Raw genomic sequence first — 19,160 nt, forward strand, 5'->3', positions numbered from 1 at the left:
TTGAATAGAGTTCATCTTGTGGCTCCCCTTATTACTTTTTATACCCTTATTGTAATCGCTACACTTTCTATTGAACATGACATTTATGTCATGTTCAATAGAATAAAAAGAACCATCACTCCAACTAGAGCAATGGTTCCTTCTTACTTATCTATCATTTGACGATAATCATCTATTTCTTTTTGATTTCCCCAAACGTAATGACCTGGTCTGATTTCTACCATCTGAGGCTTATCTTGGCTATAATCATGTTGTTTTGGATCATATACGATTAGTTCTTTTTGTCTTTCCAAAATTGGATCTGGAATTGGAACTGCAGAAAGAAGCGATCGAGTATAAGGGTGAAGAGGATTCGTAAAGAGCTCCTCAGTCTCCGCCACTTCGACGATGATACCTTTATGGATAACTGCTATACGATCTGAAATAAAACGAACTACTGAAAGATCATGGGCAATAAAGAGATAGGTTAACCCTTTTTCTTCTTGAAATTTTTTCAATAAATTCAATACTTGCGCACGAACAGAAACATCTAGCGCTGAAATAGGTTCATCTGCAATAACCAACTCCGGCTCCATAACAAGAGCACGCGCAATTCCGATACGTTGGCGCTGGCCACCTGAAAATTCATGTGGATATCGCGTTAAATGTTCAGGCAAAAGACCAACTTCGGAAATAATGTTACGGATTTTAGTTTTTCGATCTTCCTCATCTTTAAAAAGGTTAAAATTGTAAAGGCCTTCCGAAATAATGTAATCCACTGTAGCACGCTCGTTAAGACTTGCAGCTGGATCTTGGAAGATCATCTGAATTTTACGGATAATCTCTCTTTCATCTTCTTTAGATTTAGCCCCGTTAATTTTCTTTCCATCATAGAGGATATCACCTGCGCTCGTATCATTCAATCCAATAATTGCACGACCGATTGTTGTTTTACCACTACCTGACTCACCTACGAGGGAAAAGGTCTCACCCTTATTGATAAAGAAGTTCGCATTTTTGACAGCAACGAACTTTTTACTTCCTTCTCCGAAAGAGATTTCTAAATCATTAAGTTCAACTAACTTCTCAGACATGTTCCCCTCCTTTTTGTTTTCCTAGTTTTTTTGAAATTTTTTCATGTAAATTTTGAATGAGTTGCGGTTTCTCTACCCGTGGAGCATCTGGATGAAGGAGCCATGTTTTTGCCCAGTGGGTATCGCTAACTTCAAATTTCGGTACATTCTCTTCAAAATCAATTGCCATTGCGTACTGCGAACGTGGTGCAAAAGCATCACCTACAATTTCTTTATATAAAGATGGTGGGGTACCTGGTATTGAGAAGAGCACACCACTTTCATCAGCTAACTGAGGTAAACTTGATAACAAACTCCAAGTGTAAGGGTGACGTGGGTCGTAGAAAATATCTTCTACAGTACCATATTCAACAACATCACCTGCATACATCACCGCTACCTTATCTGCAATACTTGCCACAACACCAAGATCGTGTGTAATAAAAATAGTAGTAAATTGGTATTCTCTCTGGAGACTCTTCAAAAGTTCAATAATTTGCGCTTGAATCGTTACATCGAGAGCTGTAGTAGGCTCATCACAGATCAATATATCTGGTTTACATGCCAAAGCAATAGCAATAACAATACGCTGACGCATCCCTCCAGAATACTGAAATGGATACTCATCAAAACGACGATCTGCTTCTGGTATACCAACCTTATTCATATAGTCAATCGCCATCTGTTTAGCTTCTGACTTGGATTTACCTTGATGTTTAATGATAACTTCTGTAATCTGGCTACCGATTGTTTTGATTGGATCAAGGCTGGTCATAGGATCCTGAAAAATCGTAGAAATTTTAGCACCTCGAATACCATCCCAGTCTTTATGGCTTTTAAACTGAGTAATATCTTGCCCTCGATAAGTAATCTTACCTGAGGCAATTCTACCATTTGATTCCAACATACCTGTAAATGTTTTTGTTAGAACGGATTTTCCTGAACCAGATTCTCCAACCAAGGCCAAGACTTCTCCTTCATAAAAATCAAGTGAAATACCTCGAATAGCCGTTAAAATACGGTCACGTACTTCAAATTCTACCACGACATCTGAAGCACTCAATACGATATTTTTAGTTGTCGTCATGTGGGGTCTCCTATCTATGTGAACGTGGATCGCTGGCATCTGCTAAGTTTTGTCCGACAACAAAGAGAGGTAGAGATACAAGAATCAAAACAAAAAGCGGAATCCAGAACAAGTAAGCATTAGTTGTAATGTTTGATGAATAATTGGAAATGAGACGCCCTAAACTTGGCTCTGTTGCTGGCAAGCCCAAACCAAAGAATGACAGAAAGGCTTCATAAGAGATATAACTTGGAAGCATCTGACTTACCATAGTCACAATAACAGAAACCAATTGTGGCAAAATATTCTTGATAACAATCTTATAAGTTGATGTTCCTAAAGTACGACTTGCCAGGTTGTACTCTCTATCACGATAACGCATAACTTGAACACGAATCGAATAAGCAATACCCAACCAACCCGTTAAACAGATAGCTAAGATCAAATTCCAAAAGCCTGCACCAATTGAATAAGTTAAAACGATGATAATCAAGAAGGCAGGAATATTAGTGATAACATTATATACTTCTAAAAGAATACGATCGACCGATTTGGAAACACCCCAAATACCACCAACAATTACTCCAATCACGGTATTGATAACTGTTGCAATGACCGAAATTAAAATCGAATTGCGAGCCCCATACCAAACCCCATCAAAAAGAGATTGTCCGTTTTTATCCGTACCAAACCAGAAGGTTGCATTAGGGCTAATGTAACGACGAGAAAAGTCATTGATATGGCTAACATCATTAAAGTCAAAGTTAGCAAACATCGGATAGACAAAGCTCATCAGAATCACAGCCACCAAAATAGCTGACATTATTACAGTAGACTTTTTAGAAAAGAATTGTCTAAAAACAGATTTCCAGTAAGAATACTCAGGAGCATCAATAGACTCAGATGCTAAATTATCTAAAGTGACAAATTCAAATTTTTGTTTATCAATTGATGCCATTATTTCTTACCTCCTTTTGTTGACAATTTAATACGTGGATCAATAATACTCATCAAGATATCACCAGCAAGGAGTGACAAGACAGCAACTAGGGTAAAGATAAGAACTAGTCCAACAACCATAGAGTTGTTAGCTGCTTTGATGGAATCAAGCATCATTTTACCCATACCAGGAAAGGCGAAGATTGACTCTGTCAAAGTAGCTCCACCGATAACACCAACAATAGCTCCAGGGATACCATTAGCAATTGGAACCATGGCATTTTTAAATAAGTGATTTTTAGAAAGCTCTGCCTCTGAAAGACCTTTTGCACGGGCAAAACGAATGTAATCGTTATTTTGTTCATCAACAAGATAACGACGGAACCATACCGCTGTACCTGGCATTCCTAACACTCCAAGAACAAGCGCTGGGAGAACGTAAGATCTCATATCTGCAGCTCCTAATAATGGGAAGCTATCTGGTAATCCAACGAGTGTTCCAAAGTAACGAATGATATAGATTGTTGCCACACTTGGAATAGCCAACATAAAGGTTAGCATTCCTGTTGATAGACGGTCAAACAGACCATTTTTAAAGCGCGCCATCAAAAGTCCCAATGGCAATGCGAGTAAGTAGGATAGGATAACCCCGACAATACCAATTTTGAAAGAATTGGATATCATTGATGGATCCGTGTAATTGCTAGTTGTCTCGGTATAGGCATCCCCATTTCCGAAGTTTGCTTTATCTTGTGCATCTGCTTTAGATGGTGATTTATATGTACGAGAATAGATATTAATAGAAGATGGTTTGGTAATTCCTGTTGGGAATGTCACATCTTTCAAAGCAGTTGTTCCTTGCCCTTGAGAAATAACTGTCAAAACAGGAATACCACTATACGTAGGATAAGAAGTTCCTAGATTAAATGTGATGAAGTTCTGGTGGATATATGGGAATAGCCCATTAAAATACAACAAATACTTGTGTTGTGTTCCTGAACCAACTACAGACCAACCAACAGATTTATCATTTTCGATACGAATGTAACGTTCGAGATTAGGATTGGATGCATCTTTAATTTTCCATGGGTGATCTATCTGAATCAAATTAGCATAGAAATGCCAAACGCGCTCATATACAGGAATTTCACGGACTGCATAAAACTGCTTGCTATCTTTAAATCTCTTGAGAATCCAACCGTGACCTAATGAGTTGATGTATTTTTTATAAATTTTTTCATTAGTCTTGGTCGCATCCGTCGTAACAGTTTTATCTAAACGAGATGCCTTTTGGCGAAGCTCTTTACTCCCGTAATAGTCGATGTAGCCCATACGTTTATAAACTGTATTTTCGTAATTTGTTTTCTTATCAGGTGTTGTAACTTGCTTAGCATAGTTGGGATCCTGCTTGAAAATCAGTTTTCGTGGAACCATCGTATAGACAATGGTATAGGTAAGTGTAATTACCAAAAAAATTGATAATAAGGAGCGTAGCGTTCGCATAAGAACATATCGTTTCATAACTTTCCTCTGAATCTTGAAAAGAGATCCGTTTATCTTTCATTTATTTTTTGTAATGGTTTTCAAATTTGAAAATCTATGTCATCTATTATACCATAAAATAACCTTAAAATGCTTAATATTCAGAAATATCTGACTGCTCTATAGACAAAAGAACCCACCTTAAAGGTAGGTTCTTAGAGCCTTACTTGGCAACGTGATCAGCTAATTTTTTAGCGTATTCAGCATTTGATTTTTCTTTTTTGCTAAGCCATGATTTATAAGCTTTATCGTAATCTTTTTTGCTTACAGGATCAGCCTGAAGTTCTTTGTATTTGTAAGTGTAATTTCTATCACCTTTTGTACCGTAGTTGGCGTAAGGTGATGTAAATGGCACTTCTTTTGAAAGAGCTGGTGTTCCACCAAGTGAGTAGTATGGCATTGTAAGGGCGCTATCTGTCAACCAAGCCTGTGCTTTAGCGTATGCTTCATAGCGAGCCTTTGTATCTTGAGTGATAGCTGCAGCTTGTTGCAATAACTGGTCATATTCGTTAAGACCAACAGCTTCTGCAATAGCAGTGTCGCTACCTGCAGTAATACCGATATTTTTAATCAATGAACCACTTGTTGGGCTGAAGATATCAAGGTAAGTTGATGGGTCTTCATAGTCTGGTGACCAACCTGAACCAGAGATATCCCAGTCTTGAGCTGATGGAGACTCAGCGTAGTAAGTCGCATTGTTATAAGAATCTGTATCAGCTTGGATAACATTGATTACAACATTTTCTTTACCGAGTGCTTTTTCAACTGAATCTTTAAATGATTTTGCTTGGTTGACAAGCGTCTCACTTGTTTGGTCTGTGATATAATCCAACTGAATTGGGAAGGCAACCCCTTGAGATGACAAGGTAGCTTTTGCTTTATTGAACTCAGCCACTGCTTTCTCAGCATTGTAGAAGCCATCTTGTGCATCTGCAGTATTGATTGAAGTCCACTCTGAACCAAGTGAAGCCAAATCTTTATCAACTACTTTACCAAAATCTTGACCATCAACTTGGACGAAACTTGGGGGTGTCAAGGTATTACGAAGACTGTAAGTTGCAGCCTCTTCACCGTTTGCCTGTGCTGAGTAGTTTTTACGGTTAAAGGCAAAGTTAATGGCTTGACGGAAGTCTTTGTTCAAAAGTGCTTTTTTAGCATCTGATTTTTGAGCATCTGTCTTCTTAGAAAGGTCAAACTTCGTACGGTTGAGGTTGAAGTAGTTCATATAAGTTGAAGCATCTTGTTGTGCATAGTAGATGTCATCTTTATATTTTTTAGCCGCGTCTTTGTAAGAAGAGTCGTTAGGGAAGAGACGAGCCATAGTATATGAACCTGAATTAAAGCCGTTATAAAGGTCTCCAGGGTTTGAACCATCATAGTAAGTCCAGTTAACAGCATTGATATGAACATTCTCTTTATCGTAGTAATTTTCATTTTTCGCAAACTGAATAGAAGACTTAGAGGTAATTGATGAAATAGTGTATGGTCCGTTGTAGAGGATAGTTGATGGATCTACTGTACCAAACTTGTCACCTTGTGATTTAAGGAAGTCCGCATTGACTGGGAACAAAATTCCGTAAGTTGTCTTAGAGTTCCAGAAGCTTTCTGGACGTGTCAATGTGTATTGAACTGTATGATCATCAATAGCCTTAACACCTACTGTTGAGAAGTCTTTTGTTTCTCCTTTGACATAAGCATCCAAACCTTTAACAGAATTTTGAACAAGGTAAAGTGCATCGGCTTCTTTATCAGCGGCATGCTTCAAACCTGTTACAAAATCTTGAGCTTTAACTTGTGCATACTGTTCACCATCTGCAGTGTACCAGTAAGCATCGTCACGAAGTGTATAAGTGTAAGTCAAGCCATCAGCTGAGACTTTCCAATCTTTTGCCAATGAACCGACAAGATTTCCGTACTGGTCGTTTTCCATCAAACCATCGATAACGTTTGATGTGATATTACTTGTAGTAGCACGCATAGTCGCCAAGTAATCAAGAGACTCAGGGTCTCCAGTATAAACGTAATTATAAGTGCTTGTATTCTTTGAACTTGAGCTAGAATTGCCACAGGCTACAAGAACTGCTGTTGATGCAAGTGCAACACCTGCAAGAGTAAGAAGTTTTGCTTTTCTTTTCATAAATTTTCTCCTCAAAGCCTTTCATTTGATTTGTAAAGTTATTGTACCATAAAGTTTCCTTAAAGAAAACGATTTTATATCAGAAAATTCTATCAATTTACAACAATTACTTTTTAGCTTGTCTTATTTTGACTTATGATATAATAGAAACAAACTATGTAATAAGGAAAGAATAATGAAAAAATTATTACCTCTACTGCTCTTTTTCCTGCTATTATTGACGCATCAACCTGGTCGCGTTTCGGCTGATGATTTTGATGTCGCAGCAGAGCACGCTATCGCTGTCGAAGCAACAACTGGCAAAGTTCTCTACGAAAAAGATGCAACGACACCTGATGGGGTCGCTTCTATGACAAAGATTTTGACGGTCTATATGGTCTATCAACAAATCAAAGAAGGTCAGCTGTCTTGGGATACACAAGTAGATATTTCTGACTACGCTTATGACCTTACTGCCAATTCCGATGCCAGTAACGTCCCTATGGAAGCACGCCGTTATACCGTTGAACAGCTTGTTAATGCTGCTATGGTTGCCAGTGCCAACAGCGCAGCTATTGCTTTAGCTGAGCATATTGCAGGTAGCGAGCCGAAATTTGTTGATATGATGAGTCAACAACTCAAATCTTGGGGAATCAAGGATGCCACTCTAGTCAATGCCTCTGGCCTAAACAACAGCTATCTTGGTGACAATATCTACCCAGGATCTGCTAGCGATGCTGAAAATCTAATGAGCGCCCGTGACATGGCTATTATTGCACGTCATCTTATTACAGACTTTCCAGATGTTCTCAAAATCTCAGATCAGGTTACAGCCGATTTTGATGGAACAACAATGAACACCTACAACTATATGCTAGGTGGCATGCCCTATGAACGAGCTGGAGTAGATGGGCTCAAAACTGGTACGACAGAACTAGCAGGTGCTTCATTTGTCGCTACTTCGACAGAAAATGGCATGCGTATCATCTCAGTAGTCATGAATGCAGATGGGTGGCAGGATAATGACTACGCTCGTTTTGAAGCGACAAACGACCTTCTAAACTATGTTGCCAATAACTTTGAGATGGTTAAACTCATCAAGACAGGCGAATCTTACCAATCTCACAAAGCAACTGTACTAGATGGTAAAGAAGACTCTGTTACTGCCATTGCTAAACAATCCTTAAAAGTTGTTCATAAACAAGGATCGGACACCTCTAATGCAGTCACATTTAGTACATCATCTGGTTATACCGCCCCTATTCAAAAAGGAGAGGTAGTTGGTAAAGCTACTTATCACGATACCGACCTCGTTGGTACAGGCTATCTTGACAAAGCTCCAAGCGTTGATATGGTCGCTGCCAAAGATGTCAAGAAGAGTTTCTTCCTCCGTGTTTGGTGGAACCATTTCGTCAGATACGTTAACGACAACTTATAAACATAAAAGCACTCGAATCAAATTCGAGTGCTTTTACTATTGAATTGCTAATTTCCATAACCTTATTAACGACGCAAGTTACACTTGCTTCATCTCCAACCTCAGTTGGCAGCAAATTAGTTAAAAGAAACCTTTGGCTTCCTCATCCCATTACTTCAGTGGGGGTTTGTCGGTTTCAAACAACTTTTTTGTTGTTTGAAACTCGTTCTGTCCATCTCGGAGTAGAAAAGGTAGTTTGCGCTACCTTTTCTTTATTCGATAACTTCAGTTGGCAATATGATTGCATTCAATAGCTTTATAGCTATTGAATTGCTAATTTCCATAAACTTATTAACGACGCAAGTTACACTTGCTTCATCTCCAACCTCAGTTGGCAAATTAGTTGCGTCAAATAACGTTATAGTTATTTGACTGCTAACTAATTTAGCCAACTGAGCCCTCCATTTCATAGGCAATCAAGCGGTTGAGTTCGACGGCATATTCCATTGGGAGTTCTTTTGTGAATGGTTCAACAAATCCCATGACAATCATTTCTGTAGCTTCTTGTTCTGAAAGTCCTCGGCTCATGAGGTAGTAGAGTTGCTCTTCTGAGATTTTTGAGACTTTGGCTTCGTGCTCAAGGGCTACTTGTGAGTTGTGAATTTCGTTGAATGGGATAGTATCTGATTTTGAAATATCATCCATCAAGATGGTATCACACTCAATGTGAGATACTGATTTTTTAGAATCTTTGTTGAAGGTCACTTGTCCACGATAATCAACTTTACCACCATTACGGGCAATTGATTTTGACACGATGGACGATGAGGTATGTGGTGCATTGTGAATCATCTTAGCACCTGTATCTTGGTGTTGCCCTGCATTGGCAAAGGCAATTGAAAGCATGGTTCCACGTGCTCCTTCACCATCAAGAAGAACAGATGGGTACTTCATGGTCACCTCGGCACCAAGGTTTCCGTCAATCCACTCAACCGTCGCATTTTTCTTGGCAGTGGCACGTTTTGTTACCAAGTTATAAACATTATCCGACCAGTTTTGAATGGTTGAATAACGCATATAAGCATCATCCAAGGCAAAGATTTCAACGATAGCAGCGTGAAGGCTGGCAGTTGAATAAGTTGGGGCAGTACATCCTTCAACGTAATGAACACTTGCTCCCTCGTCAACAATGATCAAGGTACGTTCAAATTGACCTGTTCCTTCATTGTTGATACGGAAGTAAGTCTGCAAAGGAATATCTACCTTAACCCCTTTTGGAACGTAGATAAAGGTACCACCTGACCAAAAGGCTGAGTTAAGCGCCGCCAACTTGTTATCCGTTGGTGGAACTAGTTTTGAAAAGTATTGTTTGAATAAATCTGGGTATTCTTTTAGAGCTGAATCTGTATCTGTAAAGATAATTCCTAGTTTATCATACTCTTCTTTCATGTTGTGGTAAACCACCTCTGATTCATACTGGGCAGAGGCTCCAGCAAGGTAGGCACGCTCTGCCTCTGGAATACCGATACGCTCAAAGGTTTCTTTGATTTTATCGGGTACTTCGTCCCAAGTACGAGCTGGTTTATCTGTTGGTTTTTGATAATAAGTAATGTTATCAAAATCAATACCTGACAAGTCTGGTCCCCAGTCCTGCATAGGCATTTTATTAAAGGTTTCAAGAGATTTTAAGCGAAATTCTAGCATCCATTCTGGTTCGCCTTTAATACGAGACATCTCTCGAACCGCTTCTTCTGTTGGACCCTTACCTGTACTGGCAATTGGCTCCACATCATCGTGGAAGCCGTACTTGTATTCACCAAGGTCGATAGGCTTTGGTTCTACTTTTTCGTTTTCTGACATCTTATTTTCCTTTTATAAATAATATAACAACCACTCAGACAGTCTAGCCAAGGCTCTTAAGTTGTTATTCTAATCAATTCTTATACTCCAAAGAGCTAGTAACTCAAAAAACAGCCTTATCCTAAAAGGATAATCCTACTACAATAATCACAGGAGAAATATACTAAATATAAACGCTATTTTATCTTTGAGTCAGTATCAATAGAGAAGGCCCTTTAGGCTGTTTCTTCCTCATGACGTTGAATCGATTTTTTCAAAGCATTCCACGCCAAGGTTGCACACTTAACGCGTTGAGGAAATTTTGACACACCTGCCATAAATTCTGCTTCACCAAGTTTTTCGTAATCTGGATTTTGTTGACCTTGAACCATCTCAGAAAAAAGATTGGCAAGAGCAAGGGCTTCTTTAGTTGTCTTTCCAATAACAACATCTGTCATCATACTAGATGAAGCTGTTGAAATGGTACATCCGTCTCCTGCAAAGGCAATATCCTCAATGACATCTCCATCAAATTTGACAGAAAGCGCAATGACATCGCCACAGGTTGGGTTGTTGAGTTGAAGAGCTTCAACGCCTTCAATGACCCCATGATGATGGGGGCTTTTTGAGTGGTCTGAGACCACTGCCATATAGAGACTATCTAATCTAGAGAGTGCCATTGAAAAACTCCTTTGTTTTGATAATGGCTTCGACAAGTTTGTCGCAGTCTTCTTTCGTATTGTAAATGTAAAAGCTAGCGCGAGCAGCAGATGAAATGCCTAGATGATTGATGAGCGGTTGGGCACAGTGGTGTCCTGCACGCACAGCCACTCCTTCATAATCTAGTGCTGTTGCGACATCGTGTGGGTGCAAACCATCAATATTAAAGGCAATCACACCAGCATGTTGACTTGGATCCGAAGGGCCATAAACTGTCAGACCGTCGATTGCCTGCAACTTAGGCAAGACATAGTCGACCAACTCTTGCTCGTAGGCATGGATAACATCCATACCAATTTCAGTGAGGTAATCAACAGCTGCACCAAGAGCAATTGCACCTGCAATATTTGGCGTACCTGCCTCGAACTTCCACGGCAACTCTTTCCAAGTCGCTTCCTGTTCATAGACAAAATCAATCATCTCGCCACCAAATTCAACCGGGTTCATGAGATTGAGGACTTCTTCTTTACCATAGAGTACCCCAATACCTGTCGGTGCTAACATCTTGTGACCCGACAAGGTAAAGAAATCACAATCCAAGTCCTGAACATCAATGGTCATGTGAGGTGCTGACTGAGCACCGTCTACCACCATGTAGGCACCTTTTGCATGAGCTAGCTCTGCAATTTCCTTAACAGGGTTAACACAGCCGAGGACATTTGACACCTGGGCTAGGCTGACAAACTTCGTCTTGTCGGATAGCTTGGCTGTCAAATCATCCATATCCAGCTGACCATCCTTAAGATAGGCATAGACTAGCTTAGCACCCGTCTTGCGGCAAGCCTCCTGCCAAGGGATAATGTTGGAATGATGCTCCATGACCGAAATCAAAACCTCATCATCTTGGCTCAAGACCTGCTCAGCAAATTTAGCCACCCAGTTGAGACCAGTCGTCGTTCCTCGTGTAAAGAGGACTTCTTTTGTTGAATGAGCGTTGATAAAGGCACGCACCTTCTCACGACTGGCTTCGTACTTGGCTGTCGCTCGTTCAGCTAGGGTGTGAACACCGCGGTGAACATTGGCATTATCTTCGTGATAATAAGCCATCAAGGTATCCAATACCACCTGTGGCTTCTGAGTTGTCGCCGCATTGTCCAAGTAAACCAGAGGTTCGTCATTGACAATTTGGTCTAAAATCGCAAAATCCTGACGTATTTTATAAGCATCTAATGACATGAAGTCTCCTCTTTTCCACTCGTTTTTAGCTTTTAACGTTTGTCCAATTTACGGTCGAGTACTGCAACGATTTCGTCACGCACTTCCTTAACTGGGATTTCAGTGATAACTGCTCCCAAGAATCCACGGATAACCAAACGTTCTGCTGTTTCTTGGTCAATCCCACGGCTCATGAGATAGTACATATCCTCGGGATCCACTTGACCAATTGAAGCTGCGTGACCTGCTGTCACTTCATTTTCATCAATCAAGAGGATTGGGTTGGCATCTGAACGTGCCTTGTCTGACAACATCAGCACACGGCTCTCCTGTTGTGCATCAGCACCCTTGGCACCCTTGACAATATGTCCAATACCGTTGAACGTCAGCGTTCCACGTTCAAGGATAACTCCGTGTTGCAAGATGTGACCGATTGAGTTATTACCGTAGTTAGTTACTCGCGTATCAATCCCTTGTACCTGACGACCTGACGAAGCAGCAACAACCTTAAGATCAGCGTAGCTACCATTTCCAATCAAGTCTGAATCAAAGTCCGCAACAACATTTCCTTCGTTCATGACACCAAGTGCCCACTCGATAGTCGCATCATTGCCAAGACGACCACGACGGCTGATATAGGCTGTAACATTTTCGCCAAGACGATCGATAGCTGAGAACTTAATCTGGCTACCAGCCTGAGCGATAACCTCAACTGAGATATTAGCTGATACTTCCTCAGAACCTTGACCACTGGTTTCTAAATGTTCTAAGTAGGCAAATTTCGAATGCTTACCTGCAATAATAAGGATATGTTTGTTAAATGGCACAGCACTTGTGCTATCTTGGAGGAAAATACCTTCAAGAGGCTGGTCAATCTCAACATTATCAGGAACATAGAGGACAGCTGCGCTGTTGAAGTAAGCGTAGTTATAAGCCGCTAGCTTGTCTTCATCAAATGTAACAGCTGTTCCAAAGTATTTCTCAATAACTTCTGGAATCTCTTCCAAGGCAGAATGGAAGTCTGTGAAAACAACACCTTGCTCGATTAGCTCAACTGGCAACTGTTCAAGAACGGTTTGTGTCCCCAATTGAACTAATTTAGGATTGTTTCCAAGAGCAGTGAAATCTGGCACATTTTCAGAAAAATCACTCTCAGATATAGTACCGTCTCCCAAATTCCAACGGTGGAATTTGACACGTTCGATAGTTGGAAGTGCCAATTCTTCCATTTTATCAAAGGCAGCTAGACGACGTTCTTGCAACCAAGCTGGCTCTGCTTTTGCTTGTGAAAAGCTTAGAATAGTATCTTTTGACATGATGTACTCCTTTTCTCGTTAAATGAAGTACAAAACTTACACTTCTTCGTGGTACTCGTAACCGAGTTCTTCAGCGATTTTAGCATAACCTTCTTTTTCAAGACGGGCAGCCAACTCTGGTCCACCTGAAAGAACAACCTTACCTTCCATCATCACGTGAACAACATCTGGTGTGATGTAGTTCAAGAGACGTTGGTAGTGAGTGATAATCATGGCACCAAAGTTATCACCACGCATCTCGTTAACACCTTTTGAAACCACTTTAAGGGCATCAATATCAAGACCTGAGTCAATCTCATCTAGAAGGGCAAATTTAGGCTCAAGCATGAGCAATTGAAGAATTTCGTTACGTTTTTTCTCACCACCTGAGAAACCTTCATTAAGGTAACGCTCTGCCATTTCTTCTTTCATACCGAGAAGTTCCATGTTTTTATCCAATTTTTTGATAAAGTCACGGATTGAAATTTTCTCATCATCTTCTTTACCTGCATTCATAGCAGCACGGATAAATTCAGCATTAGTGATTCCTGGAATTTCTGATGGGTATTGCATCGCAAGGAAAAGACCTAGACGAGCACGTTCGTCAACCTCAAGTTCTAAGATATTTTCACCGTCAAGAAGGATTTCTCCTTCAGTAACTTCATAGTTCGGATTACCCATAATGGCAGCAGATAGGGTTGATTTACCAGTTCCGTTAGGTCCCATGATGGCAGCAATTTCACCAGTTTTAAGGGTAAGGTTAACACCTTTCAAAATTTCTTTATCTTCAATTGATACGTGAAGATTTTTGATTTCAAGTACAGACATTGTACACTCCATTTCTCTTTTTATTTTGACAGGAAAATCCTGATTATTTTTTCAATAACAATAATCATTATAACAAAAAAAAGCCCATAGGACTTTCTTTCTGTTTACTTTTCTTTCTTATTCTGCTCCCAAGAAAGCAGTTTGGCTTGTCGATAGTCGCTGTTACCGATAAATTTAAGAATTTTAAATAAAGGGGTACGACCTGCTCCCCAAATCTCTAACCCTTCTATAAAAATTTCCAAGGTAAAGGCGAGTCCTAACATCAGTAAAACGCCTCCCAGACGACTGGAAACATTGAGCAATAGAGCGATCAAAGAAAAGACAATCGCAATTCCATAAACGACCAAGACAGCTCCGCGATGAGTGAACCCCATGGCTAGGAGACGGTGGTGTAAATGCATTTTATCAGCTTCCATGGCTGGACGACCTGATAATTTTCGTCTGATAATCGCAACCACCGTATCCAAAATCGGAACTCCTAAAACAATAACTGGCGTTACTACTGCCACAGCGGTTGAGTTTTTGAGTCCTTGGAGAGACAAAACTCCAATCATAAATCCGATATAAAGAGCTCCTGTATCTCCTAGATAGATAATAGCAGGGTGATAATTATAAGGAAAGAAACCTGCAATCGCTGCAATCAGAACAAAGATTGTCATGGTCAAAAACATATCCGTCTGAGGCAGGAAAAAATAAGAAACCAACCCCATAGTTAACAAGGAAATGATTGAAACGCCACCAACCAGACCATCCAAACCATCAATAAGATTGACAGCATTAGTGATCGCTACAATCCATAAAATGGTTAAGAAAAAGGTCAAGATTGGTCCAAAGTGGATCATAGGCCCACCAAAAGGAATCTTGAAGCTATCAAACCTAAAATCCGTGAATGCCCAGACAACAACTGACCCCATAATGATCCCCAGTAATTTTGGTTTTGGCTTCAATTCGTAGATATCATCAATATAACCTGTCACCGCTATAATTAGACCACCGATGACAACTGGTAAAATGTAATAAAAATAAGAGGCTTGCCACCACATCGTATGAATAACACGTGGCATCAAAATCAAGCTTCCAATCATAAAACTAAGAACAATAGCTAGCCCACCTGCACTAGGCATAGGTACCTTGTTGATTCGTCTAGCATTGGGATTATCAACGGCACCAACCCTAAAAGAGATAAAACGTACAATTGGTGTCAAGCAAAGGCTAATAAGGAAAGTTCCTATTAGAACCAGAACATATTCAATTGAGAATGGCACCATATCAATCTACCTTCACCAATTTCAATTGCTCAACAGCATCTGTATAGAGTAACTGAACGCCATGCTCTTGCAAGTAAGCACGTGTCTTATCAGATTCCTTAGCAAACTCCAACATACGTGCATACATCATATTGGCGTGTGAGCTTGGTTTATCTTGAACATTGAGCAAAACTGTCATGTAGTAACGATCTGCCAATTTATACAATTCAGAGGCCTCCACAAGAAAGTCTACTGCCTTAGAAAAAATCAGTACTTCTTCCAAACTGTCGAATGACAAAACATAGTGAACGTAGTCAGAGACAGCTTCTACCTCTTCTTCCAAGTCCATGTTTTCAGCTTCCTCTAGACGCTCCTGAGCCACGGTATCACTCTTGTCACGCATAGTTTGTTCCAATGTTTTGAAGAAATCTTCTGGAGACATATTGGCAATATCTTCCATATCACCAAAATCCTCTAAATTTAAATCAGTGTCTAATTCAGATTTTGTGACAAAAACGTCCAAACGATCCTTGCGTGGTGTCACACGGAAACTTAACATGCCACTGTTTTTAAAATTATCAGGAAGATCTAGCTCATCCATCACTGAGTAGAAAAACTCCTCTGTCTTCTCTTGAGGAATCAGAAAGTCTTTTAGCTCCATACCACGCTCTTCTAAATCCTCCATACTAATGGTAATTTTTAGCGTCGTTTCGCTAATTTGCTTCATTTCCATAGTAAAATACCTCTTACGCGTCTTCTATAAAGAGAATCTGGGACTAGGGTCTCAGATTCCTTCTCTTCTCATTCTATTCGTTTACTTAGGATAAAATCCCTAAAAATAGGGATTTTACTTTTATATTATACAGGAAAGCAGAGCTTTTAGCAATTTGAAAACAATAAGGGAATTCAAAGAAAAAAGAATCCAGACAAACAATATCCGAATTCTTTTCATTTCTTAGAAGATAAGAGTAATCAACCAGTATGCTAAAATGATAAGCCCCAAAACAATACGGTATTTCCCAAAAATGGTGAAATCATGTTTTTTCACATAATCGGTCAAGAACTTAATCGCATAGAGACTGAGTACAAAAGCAGTCACACTGGCTACCAAAAGGATCAAAAACTGTGCCATTGTCAAGCTATTACCATCGAGGAAGAACTTAACAGCCTTCAGACCACTATAACCAAACATAGTTGGAATCCCTAAAAAGAAGGTAAAGTCAGCAGCAACAGTACGACTTGTTCCTACCAAGATTCCACCTAAGATAGTAGCTCCTGAACGACTTGTCCCTGGGACAATGGCTAAAACTTGGAAACAGCCAATCAAGAAAGCAGTCAAATAAGACATACGATTCAAATCAGTCACTTTAGGTTCCACGTGTTCGTTACGCTTTTCAATCCAGATAAAGGCAATACCATAAACAATCAAAGCGATTGCAATCGATACCATAGAACTCATGTGAGCTTCAAACCAATTATCAAAAGGAACAGCGATAATGATAGACGGGATACAGGCAATAACAACCTTAAGCCACAGTTGCCAAGTCAGACGCACTTCACGTGCAGTCTTGCCAGGCTGAAAAGGATTTAGACGTTCAAAGTAGATCACCATAACCGCCAAAATAGCTCCCAGCTGAATAACAATGTTGAAGAGTTCAACAAACGACTTGCTTTGATTCAAGGTCATAAACTGCTGAACTAAAATTAAATGGCCTGTACTTGAAATGGGCAACCACTCGGTAACCCCCTCTATAATACCAAGAACAAGAGCCTTTACTAATTCAATTACTAACATGATAACTCCTAAATTATTATACTGAGACTATTATATCAGAAAAAACAGACTCTCTACTCACCTTTTGATTATTAAGTCATCAATCTCTCTAAAAGGCACCGCCTCCGCCTCCTCCTCCGCCACCAGAGAAGCCACCACCGGCACTTCCACCAGAAGAGATTGAAAAGTGCGATGCTGATTGAGCAGAGCTAACCGAATGATGAAATTGTCTGGTCATTTGATGAAGATGAGGAGAGATATAGACGTAAGACTCTGCTAAATGGCTGTCCAGAAGCTGAATTTGATGAATCTTCATATAATGAGTTACCTTATCTGCCTGTCCAAATAGAGTAGCATAGACCAACATCCGATTCCAAATAATCAAACTCTCGAGTTCCGCCTCTTTAAAAGTACCAATATCAGACATCATGCGCTCAAAACTGTCCCACAATTGTCTCATCTGTCCTCCTTCTGCTGTCAAAGCTCCATTGTTTTGCCAGATACTAACCTTTCTAAACATTACGACTATTGCAAGCATCGATAAGAGGGTCACCACCATATATAACCATAAGATCTGCTCATAGTAAGAGCGTGTCAATAGATAAACAATCGAACAAACAGATAAAATCGTATTAAGCCCTAACAAGCCCATGGCAAGCAGGCTGAGAGCTTGCTCTCTCATCGTAAGGTCTCGATAGGTCTCAGGGTAAGACGACAAGCTGGTTTTTACTGATTCTGAAATACTACGACTAATTTTTCGTAAACGTTGAATCAAGTGATTCCCCGCTTGACGCATTTTCCCTTCAAGACTTGAGCCACTGTATTTTTGACGTAGTTGCTTTTCAGTATTCTCATCGAAATAATAATCAGAAAAAAGGTCTGATAGCAAGACACTATCACGATTGCCAAAAGCCAGCGTTATGAATTCTTTTTCATAATCCAGCAAATCAGTCCGACTGAGTAAACGAAGCTGATCCCCTTCCCAAATAAGAGCACCGCGATCAATCAAATCCAGCACCTCTGCTTGCACCAAATGGTCAGACCGAATCTTTCCCTTAGCTTTGCCTTTAGACGTAAGGATCAAATCCTCAAAAGACTGATTGTAAACCAACTGAGCCACTCCCAAAGGAGAAAGATCATCTGGCATTTCGTAGAGACGAGCTGGTTTCAGGTAAAAACGATTAACAAAAGCTCTATAGGACTGGTAAACTAGACCTGCCAACAAAAACAAGACAAAACATAGAATTGGTAGGTAGGTATTGAAAATCTTAATCAACTGACTATTTCTTTGAGTAATCCCCTTCTCTAATTGTAAAAAAGCTGACAGGCGCTTCTCAGGTAAAGAAGTACCCCCTATCACATCGCTGTCCCAGTAAGCATGTAATTCGAGTTTTCCTGTGACATGATTTGCCGTCACCCGATAAGTCTGATTGAGATGTTCAATGTTAGATGAAGGTGCTAAGTAGCCCCTATGAACAAACAGCTGAGACTGACGTGACGCCTTATCTGTCTCAATAGAAAAAGATACCTTCTCAAGAGTCTGATCCCAGTCCGAAATTGGAACCCAGTTTAATTCCGCGATGTCATCATACTTGAAAAGAATGTTTTTTAACTGCCACACCACTGTTAGAACAACATCATCGGATTCTTGGCCGGCATTGTAAACCTTGAGACGATAACCATCTCCAAGATTTTCCATTTCACTTGTTACGTCAACCTGATTTCCATTTTTAGTAGCCGTAACTGTTGGCTCACCAACGATATCAAACCCTTCTGGCATTTTACCAGAGGTTCCTAAACTAAGGTACTGACCGTTATAATCTGAGTCAAATTGATAGTCAACGCTTTCAATAAAACTAGCTGTATTATCCTCATGTATCTGCAACTGACCTCTGTAAGAAGCGATACGATAATCCACATCATCCGCCTTCACTGGTAAAAGCAACAAAAAGAAACCTAATAAAACACCTAATCCTAAAACGTAGTATTTCTTCATCTATAGGAACCTCCTTTTTAGTGACCCTTAAGGTTTTTCTTTATTTTATCACAAAATAAAAGCTTTCCAGAGCTTTAAAAAGCACGACAAACGCATGAAGAAAATATCGTTTTCAGAAATTAATTTCATAAACTAGATAAACGACCTCCGGTATAATAGTAGTGGAGGTCGTTG

Annotated in this window: 16 protein-coding genes; 1 reads left to right on the forward strand and 15 read right to left on the reverse strand. The window is 39.9% G+C overall.

Annotation, left to right across the window (positions count from 1 at the left end; translation table 11 throughout):
- Positions 1 to 143: 143 nt before the first annotated feature.
- The 5 genes from JOC31_RS08635 to JOC31_RS08655 form a co-directional block, all read right to left on the reverse strand.
- Positions 144 to 1,073, reverse strand: a complete 930-nt coding sequence (locus JOC31_RS08635) for an ATP-binding cassette domain-containing protein (RefSeq protein ID WP_205017757.1) — start codon at positions 1,071 to 1,073, stop codon at positions 144 to 146.
- Positions 1,066 to 2,139 (reverse strand): ABC transporter ATP-binding protein, encoded by a 1,074-nt coding sequence (locus JOC31_RS08640; RefSeq protein WP_205017758.1) that lies wholly within the window; start codon positions 2,137 to 2,139, stop codon positions 1,066 to 1,068. The genes JOC31_RS08635 and JOC31_RS08640 overlap by 8 nt, the downstream gene beginning before the upstream one ends.
- A 10-nt stretch (positions 2,140 to 2,149) precedes the next feature.
- Positions 2,150 to 3,076, reverse strand: coding sequence for an oligopeptide ABC transporter permease OppC (gene oppC / locus JOC31_RS08645; RefSeq protein ID WP_205017759.1), 927 nt, complete (start codon positions 3,074 to 3,076; stop codon positions 2,150 to 2,152).
- Positions 3,076 to 4,578 (reverse strand): ABC transporter permease, encoded by a 1,503-nt coding sequence (locus tag JOC31_RS08650; protein WP_205017760.1) that lies wholly within the window; start codon positions 4,576 to 4,578, stop codon positions 3,076 to 3,078. Before JOC31_RS08650 ends, oppC begins: the two co-directional genes overlap by 1 nt.
- A 184-nt stretch (positions 4,579 to 4,762) precedes the next feature.
- On the reverse strand, positions 4,763 to 6,736 hold the full coding sequence (locus JOC31_RS08655; RefSeq protein WP_205017761.1) for a peptide ABC transporter substrate-binding protein: 1,974 nt from the start codon (positions 6,734 to 6,736) through the stop codon (positions 4,763 to 4,765).
- A 175-nt stretch (positions 6,737 to 6,911) separates the two neighbouring features.
- On the opposite strand from JOC31_RS08655, the gene pbp3 reads away from it, so the two are divergent.
- Positions 6,912 to 8,153, forward strand: a complete 1,242-nt coding sequence (pbp3, locus tag JOC31_RS08660) for a D-alanyl-D-alanine carboxypeptidase PBP3 (protein ID WP_205017762.1) — start codon at positions 6,912 to 6,914, stop codon at positions 8,151 to 8,153.
- 251 nt (positions 8,154 to 8,404) lie between these two features.
- Here the strand turns inward: pbp3 and JOC31_RS08665 are convergent, their stop codons facing one another.
- The 10 genes from JOC31_RS08665 to JOC31_RS08710 all read right to left on the reverse strand — a co-directional run bounded on the left by JOC31_RS08665 (position 8,405) and on the right by JOC31_RS08710 (position 18,986).
- A complete protein-coding gene (locus JOC31_RS08665; protein ID WP_205017763.1) occupies positions 8,405 to 8,584 on the reverse strand; it encodes a hypothetical protein in 180 nt (59 codons plus the stop codon).
- The gene (sufB, locus tag JOC31_RS08670) at positions 8,577 to 9,992 is read right to left on the reverse strand and encodes a Fe-S cluster assembly protein SufB (RefSeq protein ID WP_205017764.1); all 1,416 of its coding nucleotides are present in this window, start codon (positions 9,990 to 9,992) and stop codon (positions 8,577 to 8,579) included. Before sufB ends, JOC31_RS08665 begins: the two co-directional genes overlap by 8 nt.
- 215 nt (positions 9,993 to 10,207) lie before the next feature.
- Positions 10,208 to 10,651: a Fe-S cluster assembly sulfur transfer protein SufU gene (gene sufU / locus JOC31_RS08675; protein ID WP_205017765.1), complete on the reverse strand. Its 444-nt coding sequence runs from the start codon at positions 10,649 to 10,651 to the stop codon at positions 10,208 to 10,210.
- Positions 10,638 to 11,867 carry a cysteine desulfurase gene (locus JOC31_RS08680; protein ID WP_205017766.1) on the reverse strand — a complete coding sequence of 410 codons (1,230 nt, stop codon included), beginning with the start codon at positions 11,865 to 11,867 and terminating at the stop codon, positions 10,638 to 10,640. Before JOC31_RS08680 ends, sufU begins: the two co-directional genes overlap by 14 nt.
- 32 nt (positions 11,868 to 11,899) lie before the next feature.
- Positions 11,900 to 13,162: a Fe-S cluster assembly protein SufD gene (gene sufD, locus JOC31_RS08685; RefSeq protein ID WP_205017767.1), complete on the reverse strand. Its 1,263-nt coding sequence runs from the start codon at positions 13,160 to 13,162 to the stop codon at positions 11,900 to 11,902.
- Between the two features lie 36 nt (positions 13,163 to 13,198).
- On the reverse strand, positions 13,199 to 13,969 hold the full coding sequence (sufC, locus tag JOC31_RS08690; protein WP_205017768.1) for a Fe-S cluster assembly ATPase SufC: 771 nt from the start codon (positions 13,967 to 13,969) through the stop codon (positions 13,199 to 13,201).
- A gap of 104 nt (positions 13,970 to 14,073) precedes the next feature.
- Positions 14,074 to 15,237, reverse strand: coding sequence for a glycosyltransferase family 4 protein (locus tag JOC31_RS08695; RefSeq protein WP_205017769.1), 1,164 nt, complete (start codon positions 15,235 to 15,237; stop codon positions 14,074 to 14,076).
- 1 nt (position 15,238) lies between these two features.
- A complete protein-coding gene (gene mecA, locus JOC31_RS08700) occupies positions 15,239 to 15,949 on the reverse strand; it encodes an adaptor protein MecA (RefSeq protein WP_205017770.1) in 711 nt (236 codons plus the stop codon).
- 222 nt (positions 15,950 to 16,171) lie between these two features.
- On the reverse strand, positions 16,172 to 17,011 hold the full coding sequence (locus JOC31_RS08705; RefSeq protein ID WP_205017771.1) for an undecaprenyl-diphosphate phosphatase: 840 nt from the start codon (positions 17,009 to 17,011) through the stop codon (positions 16,172 to 16,174).
- 88 nt (positions 17,012 to 17,099) lie between these two features.
- Positions 17,100 to 18,986: a DUF2207 domain-containing protein gene (locus tag JOC31_RS08710; RefSeq protein WP_205017772.1), complete on the reverse strand. Its 1,887-nt coding sequence runs from the start codon at positions 18,984 to 18,986 to the stop codon at positions 17,100 to 17,102.
- Positions 18,987 to 19,160 lie beyond the last annotated feature (174 nt).

The sequence above is a fragment of the Streptococcus saliviloxodontae genome (assembly GCF_016908655.1).
Lineage (GTDB): Bacteria > Bacillota > Bacilli > Lactobacillales > Streptococcaceae > Streptococcus > Streptococcus saliviloxodontae.